Source organism: Halobellus ordinarius (genome assembly GCF_031823395.1).
Lineage (GTDB): Archaea > Halobacteriota > Halobacteria > Halobacteriales > Haloferacaceae > Haloquadratum > Haloquadratum ordinarius.
Window position 1 is genome coordinate 40,517 of the sequence record NZ_JAVQKJ010000010.1, and the last position, 11,809, is coordinate 52,325.

General features: G+C 60.1%; 9 protein-coding genes. All 9 read right to left on the bottom strand.

Going from position 1 to position 11,809, the window contains the following annotated elements; all coding sequences use genetic code 11:
* Positions 1–66: 66 nt before the first annotated feature.
* Positions 67–3,117 (bottom strand): VWA domain-containing protein, encoded by a 3,051-nt coding sequence (locus RJT48_RS15500; protein WP_311173258.1) that lies wholly within the window; start codon positions 3,115–3,117, stop codon positions 67–69.
* Between the two features lie 87 nt (positions 3,118–3,204).
* Complete coding sequence (locus tag RJT48_RS15505; protein ID WP_311173259.1) at positions 3,205–4,707, bottom strand: AAA family ATPase; 1,503 nt, start codon at positions 4,705–4,707, stop codon at positions 3,205–3,207.
* Between the two features lie 242 nt (positions 4,708–4,949).
* Complete coding sequence (locus tag RJT48_RS15510; protein WP_311173260.1) at positions 4,950–5,789, bottom strand: hypothetical protein; 840 nt, start codon at positions 5,787–5,789, stop codon at positions 4,950–4,952.
* 179 nt (positions 5,790–5,968) lie between these two features.
* Entirely contained in the window at positions 5,969–7,483 is a 1,515-nt protein-coding gene (locus RJT48_RS15515; RefSeq protein WP_311173261.1) for a hypothetical protein, read from the bottom strand.
* A 169-nt stretch (positions 7,484–7,652) separates the two neighbouring features.
* Positions 7,653–7,949 carry a hypothetical protein gene (locus tag RJT48_RS15520; protein ID WP_311173262.1) on the bottom strand — a complete coding sequence of 99 codons (297 nt, stop codon included), beginning with the start codon at positions 7,947–7,949 and terminating at the stop codon, positions 7,653–7,655.
* A gap of 104 nt (positions 7,950–8,053) precedes the next feature.
* Positions 8,054–8,521, bottom strand: a complete 468-nt coding sequence (locus tag RJT48_RS15525) for a hypothetical protein (protein ID WP_311173263.1) — start codon at positions 8,519–8,521, stop codon at positions 8,054–8,056.
* A 110-nt stretch (positions 8,522–8,631) separates the two neighbouring features.
* Positions 8,632–9,858, bottom strand: coding sequence for a hypothetical protein (locus tag RJT48_RS15530; RefSeq protein ID WP_311173264.1), 1,227 nt, complete (start codon positions 9,856–9,858; stop codon positions 8,632–8,634).
* A 168-nt stretch (positions 9,859–10,026) separates the two neighbouring features.
* Positions 10,027–10,401 (bottom strand): GIY-YIG nuclease family protein, encoded by a 375-nt coding sequence (locus RJT48_RS15535; RefSeq protein WP_164471138.1) that lies wholly within the window; start codon positions 10,399–10,401, stop codon positions 10,027–10,029.
* Between the two features lie 256 nt (positions 10,402–10,657).
* Positions 10,658–11,689 carry a transcription initiation factor IIB gene (locus RJT48_RS15540; protein ID WP_311173265.1) on the bottom strand — a complete coding sequence of 344 codons (1,032 nt, stop codon included), beginning with the start codon at positions 11,687–11,689 and terminating at the stop codon, positions 10,658–10,660.
* Positions 11,690–11,809: the final 120 nt, after the last annotated feature.

Sequence of the window (11,809 nt, forward strand, 5' to 3'; positions counted from 1 at the left end):
TGCTAATCCAGCTCGATACCCGATGAAGGATATCCACGATGGATGAAGCGGTGTCGGTGCTCATCGTTAGAGGCCGTCGAACATCACGGCGAACTGGTCTAGGCGGCGGTCGAGGTCGTTGGTGTCGTGGACGCAGAGGTGGCGGTCGTAGAACTGCTCGACATCCTTCGCTCGCTCCGGAGCTTGTCCGTGGGGAGTGTCGAGAGCGAGCGTGAGTCCGCAAACAGGCGCGTACGTCTGCTGGAGCTCCTGCTGGTAGTCGTCTGCGGAGCCGGGTTTACCATCTGTGATGATGATGACGAGGGGGGAGTCGCGGCGCTGGTCAAGGAGGCGGCGGGCGAGTCCGAGAGCATCAGTGAGAGGTGTCCCGCCAGCCGTCTCGCCGCTCATCAGACTCGCTTGGACGTGATCGGTTTCGACGCTGAATGGTTTGATGAGGCGGGCGTCCCCGTGGACGAAGTCCATAATGGCGACGTTGATGCCGAGGTCCTCACAGGCGAGGGCGAACCGTGCAACAGCGTCTTCGGCAGTGTCGATGAGATTGCTCATCGAGCTGGAGCGGTCGAGGACGAGGACGAGGTCGTACTGTTTCTCGTCGCCCTGCTGGCGGACGCTGAAGGCGTCGACGTCGCCGCGGGCGAGGGCGCCAGCGCGGCGCCGGTCGAAGCTCCCGCTGGTGACACCGCTGCGGGTCTGGTCGCGGCGACTCTCTCGGAGCGCCATCCGGAGGGTGCCACCGACGGCGTCTGCACCCGCGGTCGCGGCTTGCCACCTCGCGGGAGGTGCCTGCTCACCGATCTGTGGGAGGATCGAGAGCGAGTCGAGACACCCCTTTCCTGCGCCGGCGCCGCCACGTCGCCGTGCGGTCGTTGTGTCGGGGCTCTCGTCGGTGTCGCCGTCGTTCGCGAGATCTTCGAGGGCGGCTACGGTTTCTTCGAGGTCGCGTTCGAGCGCGTCCTGATCAGGAGTGGCGCGGTCAGCTTCCTCGTGAGCGGCGTCGTGGTCCGTGCTGAGCGCGTCGGCTCGTTCGTCGAGGGAATCATCGTACGCTGGCTCGGCGAGCGGCGCTGCGGCTTCCTCGGCCAGCTTGCCGGTGTTGTCCATCTCGCCGTTTTGCACAGTGCCGTCATCGGTGGGGTCGTCGAGCGTGTCTGAGTCGATGTCCGCTTCATCCTCACCTGCCGTGCCGGTGCTTTCGTTCTCCGTGGCGTCTGTGTCGCCACCGTCCGGGCCGCCAGCCGCGTCTCCGGCCACTCCATCGTCTCCGAATGGAACGCCGTCAGCGCGGTCGTCGGGCGCTCCTGCGCCATCTGTGTCTCCACCGGTAGTGTCGGACGTATCTGAGGTATCTGAGCCATCTGGGGTCGCCTCCTCGTCGGTACTCGCGGCCTCATCGCTGTCGCGCCCGGCGCTGTCACCGCCGAGGAAGTCCGAAAGCGACGCCTGCCCGTTCGACGGGGCACTCGACGCATCGGACGCTCCGCTACTGTCTGCGGCGCCCTCGGTGGGCTCTCCGTCTCCCTGCTCCTCAATGCCGCTCTCTTCGGCCGCCGACCCTCCGATCTCGTCGGACGTGGATTCAAGATCTTTGGCGCTGGACTCTCCAACACCACTGTCACGTTCTCCTTCCACGGAGTTTGCACTACCAGCACCCGTCCCCGACTCGTCCGGCGAGGCGTCCGTCGACTCGGGCTGGGCGTTAGGCTCGGCATCGGACTCCACATCGGACTCGGACGAGGCTCCGTCGTCGTGTGCAGAGGCCCCGGCGTCGTCGGGAGCGAGCTCGTCAGCGGTGTCTGCCGTCCCGATGTCCGGGTAGGCGAGGACGTCTGTGGAGTGCCCGTCCTGAGTCTGCTCGAGAGAGACGTTCTCTGGGTCGAAGTCCGCCGGCGGCTCCGCGGAAGCGTCGTCACCCGATGCCTCCGAGGGGTCGCGGTCAGCTGGCGACTCACCCTGCTCGCCGTTAGGAGTATCTCCGGACGTCTCCGGACTGTCGCCGGTTGGCGACTCCGAGACGTCACTCGGGTCGGCGTCTGCGGCGCCGTCCCCACTGGGTGCATCCTCCGGCGACTCATCGATTGCCTCTGCGTCCGTGTCGGGGTCAGCGGACGGTTCGATCGACTCGCCCTGTTCGCACTCGTCGGGTATCGACGAGTCGGACTGAGAGGGCGATGAGGGCGTGTTCGGACTACTGCCACCCGTTGCGGCGGTGTTTTCGTCTTCTTGACCCTTCTGGTGGTAGTCCTCGTCCATCTGGTTGAGGAGCGGCTTGATAGTCTGTTCCCAGCAGTCGAGCACGGCATCCCCACGCTTCACGGAGTCGGGTTCACTGAGGACGGTCGCGAGGAGGTCATCGAGCGCGTCTTGTGTCTGCGCGAATGCCGCCGCATCATCCTGGGACTGGAAGGTGATCCGGAGGTCGTCCGGGTCAAGGAGGACGTCACTCTTCCCAGAGTCGTAGATGCCGTGGTCGTAGAGGTAGGACTGGATCGCGTCCCGGTAGGTGAAGGTGATGGTAGCGGTGTCGGGGAGATCGCTCGCCATCTGAGTGAGACTCCGGTTGACGAGTTCGAGGCGGTCGGCCGCGAGCTGACTTTGTGCCGCTCGGAGTTGGTGTTCGATCGCGGCATCCTCGGCGTAGTTGATGAGGCCATGGACGAACTCCTGGTACTCCTCGTCGACGCGCTCGTTAAGATGGTCGGCGACGACCGAGATGTTCGTGTAACGGATGTGGCCGAGTTCGTGTAGTGAGAGGCCGAACTGTTGGGCACGGTCGGCCGTGAGCTGGTCGTCGAGCGGGAGGTTATCGAGATTCGCCGGACTGGTGGAGATGAGAACGAGGTAGTCACCGTCGACGGCATCGACGAGCTGCTGAGCAGCCTGCTGGTCGAAGTCGGTCGCATCGGCGTCGATTAGGCGATCGGCGTCAGCCGGGAGAACGCACGCAGTCTGGACGTGTGATGTGAGGACGACTTCGATGTTTTCGCCGGTGTGAGCCTGGATGTACTCGGTCAACCGTCGAGTTCGCTTTTGGGAGCGGCGGGCTTGCGCTGGACGGTCGGGGAGAACGGACCGTGCGGTGTCGGCGCCGCTCGACGTGGCTGTGAGTGATGGCATAACTGGAATCACCTCTGATGAAGACGGGGGGACACGGCTACGTGCCGTCGCGCGAGAAACCCCTGCTGGCGACGGCAGGCCGGGGAGTCAGGTGTCTTCGAGTTTGTCGTAGGTATCGTCGGGGTTCTGGTGGGGTTCGGCGCTCGCCTTCACGACGTGCTTGAGGGCACCGCGAACGCTCGCCCCCATATCGTACCAGTCGATGGCGTCTTCGAGCTTCCGGGTGGACAGTGTCGGCCACGTTTCGTTGTCACGGGTGGCGTTTGCGAACTCGACCATCCGACGGAGGCTGTCTCGGTCGATGCGCTGGCGACTTGTGTTGTACTTTTGATCGAGAAAGTCGATCTCGTCCTGGGGGTCCATATATTCGAAGAAGATAGTTTGGAAGCGGTCACGAGTCGCGGCGTTCATCGGTTCGCTCCCTCGGTATTCGCGCGTTGGTGGGTTCATCGTGACGACAATCCGAGCGGCCGGGTGCGGGATGATCTCCTCGCCGGATTCTTTGACGGTGAGGACGTTCTGATTGAGGACCTTCTGGAGCGCCATCATCACGCCCGCCGGCGCGGCGTTCACCTCGTTGATGACGATCGTGTAGCCGTGCTTCATCGCTTTCGTGAGAATGCCGTCGCGGAAGACGACGATGCGGTCCTCGTTGACCGTAGAGATACCGAGGAGGTCCTGGGCGAGCATCGAGGCGTCGGCGTCGACGCTGACGAGGACGCGATTCGTCTTGTAGTGGAGATATTTGAGGAGGTAGTTCTTCCCGGCGCCGTGAGGCCCGACCAGTCGGAGACCGCGGTTGCCGCGGGCGAGCTTCATCGCAGTCGCCTCAAGCGTGTCGAGCTGGACATCCTCCATCGTCGTCGTCTTCGGCGCGATTACCTCACCGGCCCGCGTGGGCATATCGCGCTTCCGGACGATATGTGGGTGGTCGTTGTCCTCAAGAATGGGGAGCCCGTAGAAGGTCCCCTCTTCAACCGGCATCGAGGAGTCGACGATGGCAAGCGGGTCGCCGACGTCCTGATCGACGTCAGTGATGGAGTAGACGGTCGCCGAGCCGGAGGTGTCATCGCCGAGGCGTTCACGGTATCGAGTGAGGGCGTCTTCGGCGATCTTTGTCTCGACCTGGACGTGCTGGCCGGCCTGCTGGACGATGAGCTGGGCTTTGCTCCCTGTGAGGGTTGGGATATCTGTGAGGTCCTCAGGGTCTGCACGGTGGAGTTCGCCGAACGTGGTGTACCCCGCGTCGATGAGGTTCTGCTCGACGCTCTCGCCGACACCGTCCAGGATGGTGAAATCAATACTGTCGGCAGAGGCAGTGAGAGCGTCGACGTGTGCGGCGAGTTCGGTCGGGCAGTCGCCTTCTGGGGAAACGCTCGTGATGCGCTGACCGCCGTCGCTGTCGCGGTCAAGCGTGTAGATCCCGTTGCTAGCCCCCTCCTCGGCGAGCTGCGTGACGGTGTCGCCGTCGAGGTCGAGATAATCGCTGGCGCGGAGGTGAAGTGTCTCGATTGGGAGATCTCCGCCGGTTTCTTTGATGAGGCCGGCAGCGAGGTGGCTGAGGAACCGTTGCTGATCGTCGGTACTCATGGACTGTGGAGCTGCTTGTGACATAAGTGGTCAATCGCGTTCACGGACTGAGGTGCGGGAAAAACGGACTACAGTGAAGCCGTAGAAGGAAGTGGAGTTGAGAATTGAGCACTCACTAGTCGCAGATACCACCGCCATACGAGCGTAGGTAGGTAGGAGAGAACCGATTCAGGTGGTATACAAAACCAAACGTCAAATTCAGCAAGTAATCTATTTTCTCGAATACAGCATCTTAGAAAGGCTTACTGAATTTCTGCTTCATAAAAGATTGGCTCTAAATCATCTATAGAAACCGCCCGGAAGTCAGATATCTTTGCAGATTGAGCTTCATTCTCTACCAGATATGATTTTGCAAACAATTGGTTTGGAGATTTGAACGCCCCCCAGGCATTTTCAGGAACATTGTTTGAGGTGATGGGGTTTTCAATTGCTACGGTCTCAACACTTGAATCACTAATGGAAATGATAGGTCTCACAACCTCCGTAGCTCGTTCTGGAATCTCTGTCACTCTATATCGTTTTGTGTTCACTTCCTCAAGATAGGGAGGTTTCTTCACCGGGCTTGAATCGAAGATCTCGTCGTATCGGTCCACTCCAAACGGTACATCTGGATGGAATATTCGTAATTCAAATCGTTTTACTGAGTCAGTACTACGTCCATAATAATAGACGCCGGTATACAAGACAGAACCATCAGCAAGTCTGGAGTGTGCACGAATGAATGGACGATGGAGCGAGAAGTTCTCCCTGTCTCGGAATACTTCTTCAACCTTTGATGCTATTTCTGGAATGTTTTCTGTCCCATGCGTCAAGGATTCCACTCCTTCTCCAAAAACCTGGTACGTTGGATCCTCATCTACATCAGATGACCGGCCGAATTGGATAGTGAACATCGGGCTATCCGGACAAATATTGGAGGAGTATATGTCTGCTAGATCAACTTGATCAGACGAGAACGAACCCTTCCAAGATCGGGATTGGTATTTTGCCTCCTCTAAATCTAGAATGGCATTCGAGGGGATTGGAGATTCGTACCCCCCAGTGGTAACAGCATAAGACTCCCCATCGAGTTCTATTTGCATATCATTTTAGTTGAGAAAGGCATAATAAGTATCTTGTGTGGACCCAACCCGAAAGAGTGGTCTCGCAGCACCCTTTGTACACCATATCGGTCACGCCAATCTTAGCTCATCCAAGGTATGCTACGTAAGAAAACCATGAGAACTTGGGCTAATCTCGATTGGGAAGAGAGTATCTCGGGCTACTGATTGAAAGATTCTTGGATGGTGTTCTGGACGCGCTGGGCGTCAGTATCTGAGAGGTCGCGCTCAGAGGCGGCTTCGACGCCGGGAATAGCGAATGCCTCACCGAGAGCATCACTAAGCGTCTGCTGGTCGGGCGCGATGCTCGGTTCGGCGTCATCGGTCTGCAGGTCATGCTCGCGGGCGGCAAGCTGGATGGATTTGCCGGGTGAAAAGAGAATGTCGCGGGCAACCTCATTGTAAGCCTGGAAGGTGTCGGAGGCCCGGGCGCCCTCGAATTCACCGAGGGCGACAAGGAGCGACAACTGGAGATTCCAGAGTGTGGGACAGGAGTCAGGCATCGCGATGCGCGCAGCTCGAGTACTCGCGCTCTCGGCGTACGTGCTGGGGATACCGAGGTAGACGTAGAAGTCGTCGACGTCGAAGGGGAGTTCCTCGAAGTCGATCGCAACCGAGCGGGCGCGAATGAGGACGTCGTCAACGGTGGTCGTTCGCGCGTCGAGATCGTCGTAGATGTTCCCCCACCACTCCATAATGGGGACGCGGTCGTGAGCGCGTTCGTGCGCAGCGTTCGTGACATCGCCGACGTGTCGCCGCGAGTACCGCTGGCCGACACCGTACATAACCGTCCCCGATCCCGGGAAGAAGAGGAGGGGCTTCGCCCACATCGTCTGGGAGCCACGGAAGTCGTATCCGGTCTGGATACCACCGTAGACCGTCACAGTCGCTGTCTCGTCATCCTCGTCGCGACCATCGCTCATCGTGGGGTCGACATCGGCGAGCGCATCGTGTTCGCGAATAGCGGCCTTCGTCGAGCCATCCGACTGGCTCATATCGAGTTCGCGACGGAAGCCTGGGAGGATAACGGTGAGCTTCGCGACGCCACCCCAGTCCCGCATATCTGCCCAGCCAAACGCCTCGTCTGCGCCGTGTTTCTGGAGCGCCCCCATCAGTGGGAGGTAGACCTCCCCGGGGTTGACGATCGAGTACGTGGAGGTCGCGATTTGCCAGCGGAACTTGACGGGGTAACCGAGCGCTGCGAGGGCGAGGCGACGGCGGTCGATGATATCCTGATGATCGGTGACGTCAAGGAGACGGTCACTTGGCGCGTTCGCGGCGAGCTCCTCAATGGACTGGCCGGTCGCGGCTTCGAGGAGGTCAGCGTTGAGGCCGTCGACATCACGAATCTCTTCGGGGTCGACCGTCTCGTCCGCTGGATCAACGAATTCGTTGACCGCGTGGAGTTCGCCGCTGCTGGCCTGCGGGAGCGCCTTGATGACGGCCTTCAGGGATCGGGACTCGCTTGCGTCCGTGTTGAGAAAGCGGCGACCAGCGGGCTCGATACCGTCCGGATAGTCGGCTGTTGTCGCGTCCGCGGGGGTGAGCCCGAGGAAGGGTAGTGTCTGCTCCTTCGCGATGAGTGATCGGACGTCGATGCTCTCGTCGACTGCGAAGTCACGGTCGCTCCGTGGCGTCTCGCGGTGCTCTGAGCTGGGGTGAGTTTCAGCTGACATCATGGATGACCTCCTGGATTGGGGTCTGCGTGGGGTGGTGGCTGCCCGCCTGTGTGCGGACGGGCGTTTGCACCGCCCTCTGCCACCCGATCGGGGGGAAGAAAACTGCCTACGTCGTGCGGTGCTGTGCGGGGGCGGGGCGGTGGGGGTTCGGTCGGTCGTGGAGCGCCTACGTCCGTTCGGGGTGGTGCTCGACGACCTCGTCGCGCTCCGGAGACCGACGAAGCACGGTGCCGTCTTCGAGGACGGCCGCGTTCGGGTTGGTGACGTCCATAATTCGGTTCTCGAGTGACTTCCGGTTCGCGAGATTCGTCTTCCGGACACTTCCCTTTGAAGCGTCCCAGCCTCGGAAGTGCGGGTGGTCGGCTGCCAGCTCGCGGACCGCGGCTTCGCTCTCGCCTTCGATAAAGCACGCAAGCCGCGTCGCGCCTGCGCCGACGTCGGGAAATCGGACTCTATAGTACATTTTTGAATACGCCTCACCTCCCGTGGGGGGAAAGAAAACCGGAGGGAAGCGTCGAGATTAGTCAGTAGGCGGTTCGGTGTTTTGTAGTCAAGATGGCAAGCCAGTCACCCGATGCTTCGATGCTCGCCGCAGCTCGTGCAGCGTTGGTCAACCGAACCTGCTGGCCTCGACGAGGATGAGATTTCACCCCCGCAGTAGGGGAACTCAGCGTCGTCATCGGGCGTGCTGGGAAGGTCGTCACGACTGACGTTGTCGGCGATGGCCTGCCGGTAGAGTGTGAAGGCTTCAGCGAGGTTCCCTGCTCTCCACTCGTCCGTTGGGACGGCGAGGCCTTCGCCGAGAGCACCGTGCCAGAGGTAGATGCGACCATCAAAGCCGTAGAGATCGATGGTGAAGACACGCCATTCGGAAGTTTTCGCGAGCAGAGTGATGTAGTCCTCGTGGAGTGCATCGGCGTGGATGTCCGGGTCAAGCTGGGGATGGTTTTCGGCGAACGCCGCGACCTCGTTTTCGTCGAGTGGGAGCGGGTGCTCTGTCAGTACTGTGAAGGTCCGTGGTCTGGTGTTGGTCATACTGAGTTACCTCGCGGGTCACCTGTAATGGTTGGAGAGAAATCCGACGGAATGATGGAAAATTCTTGTCGTCGGGTTCGCTCTCGGAGTCACACACGGGGCCCGCCGAGTCACGAACGGACGTCACGGATTCGAGCGGCAAGTTCTCGACGAAGAGTGACGAGTTCGTCTCTGTGCTGGTTTCGCTCGATGGTTTTCTCTCTGAGTTCGCGGTGGAGGTCCCGCAGCGACCGGCCGGATGTCGGGGATGGGGAGGGGGCAGGTAGGTCGGACACCTCCTCGTGGTCGGAGTCGGCTTCGTACTCGGGGATGTCCGCGCCACGAGCGCGGAGTTCGTCGACGGCCTCCCAGAAGTCCTTCCCGGATGGATACTCGCCGGCGGTCGTGATGATGTCTTCCTCGAGAGCGACGACCTGGAGGGCGTCGAGAACGATGAGTCCGTCCCGATAGATCCAGCCGTCTTCCATCTCGGCGAGGCGGGTCCCGGAGTCCGAATTCGTCCAACAGGGGTTCCGTGATTTCGTGCCGTCACTACGAGTTTCCGTAATTGGCGAGTCAAGGCGGATTTCGGACGGTCGCGTCGTCTCGACCGCCCGGTAGACATCTTCGATATTGGTCGTGAATGTTGGCGGTGACCGTTGAGATAGAGACGGTGAGGGGGCCTCAGGCAATACGTCCGTGGGCGGCTCTGAGACCTCAGATGAGGTATCCGCCTGTGGCTGCGGGGTCGTGAACGCGTCGACAACGTCGTCAATGAACGTTTGCGCCAGCTGGGCTTCAGTGGGCATCCCGACGAGATGTTGACCGGACATCGCGACGAAGCGGGCGGAGTCGTAGACTTCGATAGAGGCGTCCGGAAAGGTGTCGTAAGTGGGAAGATAATCGGCAACGGTCGTAACGTCATCGGGGAGCTGACCTCGGCAAAGGATGTGGACGCCTGTTCCAGAGGGGGAGACGTCGGCGTACGAGTCTGCAGTCTGCAAGTGCTTATGGACGACGGGGTGGATAGCACCAGTTTCCGGATTACGAGCATCGTCGTAGTCGACGACGACGAGGTCTTCGTCGGGGTACTCGTCACGGTTGCGGATGACGTACGCAAGCGCGAAACCGGCGGAGAGCTTCTCGACCCAGTCTTGGGCGGTCTCGAAGTCCGTCCAGACCGTGGGGTTCTGAGCATCGACATACCGCTTGGGCCAGTCCGGATGAGCGTAGGGCGCTCGTGGGACCTTTCGGTCGTTGTCGGTTGGCTTCCAAGTCAACCACTGGTCGTGGTCACGACAGTCTGCCGGATAGGTGCCCGTCTCAAGCGCGGGGGTCGGGGGACTCGTGAATGGCATAGTGGAGAGTAAGGGTCGGCTCTGTCGGTTCGCAGGACCGTATTCGCCGTTCTCGGAGGCAAGGAGCGACGAGAGTGTCTGCGCGTCTGCTGCCAGTAGCGCAGGACAAACCAGCAGATGACCAGACCATGGTCTACGGGCGCAACACTACTGTCTAGATCGTATTCTCTAATCAGACGGGTACCTAGGTTTGAGCCTGTTCTCAACGACTCGCTCGACATTTTGACGCTTAGTCTTGTCCTCTTCAATATTGACCCAACTCCACTCGGTCCACTCCCACATTCGCCCCTGTTCCGTCTCACGTTCCAACTTTGAATCGTCTTCAACGAGTTCTCGGACAGTTTTGCTCTCTTGCTTCAATCGGCAGTGGTGATCATATAATCGCTGATACACGTTCTTGGTTTCCCCTACGTACAATGGTTCTCCGGATATGCCATCATAGAGGACATAGACTCCGGGATACACAGTGCTCTCTACTGGCTCATCCTGCAGCTTATCAGCATATTCAAGAACGTCATCCGGGTGGAAGTCTTCGAGACCCATAATCAAATGCCGTGGTTGTAACCAAATAAATACCATATATAGATCCATAGGCCAATAGATATCAGTGTAGTAGAATCTGCTACTGGTGGGCACGACATGTTGATGATCGGCATTGGAGTCGGAACGCAGTGGCTCCGGGGGCAAAACAGGGCATCAACAGCCGTGTGGAGTAACTCTAAGGTGCCGACAGGGAAGAGAGGCTGCCTAGGCTTGCCGGTCTTTGCTGGAGGTGTGAACGGCGCATTCGAGAGACAGGCTAGATTTCGACCATCGGGTGACAGGTTTCCTGGATGTCGTGGTAGCGGTTGCGGATCGTAACCACACTCACGTTCGCGGCCTCCGCAAGTTCGGATTGCGTACATGAGTCACTGGAAGGCAAATCTGAGTGGTGCGTGGCGACGTAGAGGGCCGCAGCGGCCATCCCGACGGGATGCTTCCCGGAGTGGATGCCTGCCTCCATAACGTCCTTGAGGAGTTCCGTCGTAAACCGCTTGGTCTCCTGGCTGAGATCGAGTTCCGAACAGAGGCGAGAGAGATAGTCCCGTGGATCGGGCGGCGGGACTTCGAGCTCGAGTTCACGGACGAGATACCGGTAGGTGCGCTTGATGCGGATTTTATCGTCGATTCGACTGACCTGCGTGAGGGCTTCGAGATCGTGTGGAAGGCCAGCTTGCCGGATTGCGGCGTAGACGGCTGCAGTCGCGACGCCTTCATAACTCCGACCGGGGAGGAGGTCCTGATTACTGGCCCGGCGGCAGATGACGGCGGCGATGTCGTAGTCATCGTCGGGGAGATCGAGAGCGGCGGCCATACGCTGGATTTCTGAAAGCATCGCCTTGAGGCCGCGTTCCTTCGAGTTCCCGGTCCGGGACCGTTGTTGCCACGTGCGAAGTCGGGTCAGCTGCGCTCGCCGTTGTGAGGAGATGGTGTTCCCGTGGGCATCCTTGTTGCGCCAGTCGATCTCGGTGCTGAGGCCAAAGTCGTGCTGGGTTGGCGTGAGTGGGCTCCCTGTGTGGGACTTCTGTTCGCGTTCGTCCGCAGAGAAGGCCTGCCAGTCGGGGCCGCGGTCGATAGCATTCTCCGTGACGACGAGTCCACAGTCAGCACACCGGGTTTCTCCATGAACGTGGTCGACGTGAAGATCTCCGTCGCACTCGGGACACGTAGCGGTCCTAGCAGCGACGGCGGCGTCAGTGGTCTCGGATGGTCCAGTCGTACGCTCCGAGTCGGGTATCTTGCGAGTCCGAATCCGGTTGCTATCGGGAGTGGATGAATCGTTCTCGGTCATAGTGAGGGACGGAGAGGGATCGGTGATGACTCCCGCCACCTCACGTCGGGGGTGAAAAACAGGAACCGAGAGGTAAGACGGTGGATATGGCTTTAGGATAGGGTGTACACCCCTGGTACC

Coding starts and splice junctions, on each gene's coding strand:
- RJT48_RS15500 (WP_311173258.1), bottom strand. CDS start 3,117: ATGCCATCACTCACAGCCACGTCGAGCGGCGCCGACACCGCACGGTCC.
- RJT48_RS15505 (WP_311173259.1), bottom strand. CDS start 4,707: ATGAGTACCGACGATCAGCAACGGTTCCTCAGCCACCTCGCTGCCGGC.
- RJT48_RS15510 (WP_311173260.1), bottom strand. CDS start 5,789: ATGCAAATAGAACTCGATGGGGAGTCTTATGCTGTTACCACTGGGGGG.
- RJT48_RS15515 (WP_311173261.1), bottom strand. CDS start 7,483: ATGTCAGCTGAAACTCACCCCAGCTCAGAGCACCGCGAGACGCCACGG.
- RJT48_RS15520 (WP_311173262.1), bottom strand. CDS start 7,949: ATGTACTATAGAGTCCGATTTCCCGACGTCGGCGCAGGCGCGACGCGG.
- RJT48_RS15525 (WP_311173263.1), bottom strand. CDS start 8,521: ATGACCAACACCAGACCACGGACCTTCACAGTACTGACAGAGCACCCG.
- RJT48_RS15530 (WP_311173264.1), bottom strand. CDS start 9,858: ATGCCATTCACGAGTCCCCCGACCCCCGCGCTTGAGACGGGCACCTAT.
- RJT48_RS15535 (WP_164471138.1), bottom strand. CDS start 10,401: ATGGGTCTCGAAGACTTCCACCCGGATGACGTTCTTGAATATGCTGAT.
- RJT48_RS15540 (WP_311173265.1), bottom strand. CDS start 11,689: ATGACCGAGAACGATTCATCCACTCCCGATAGCAACCGGATTCGGACT.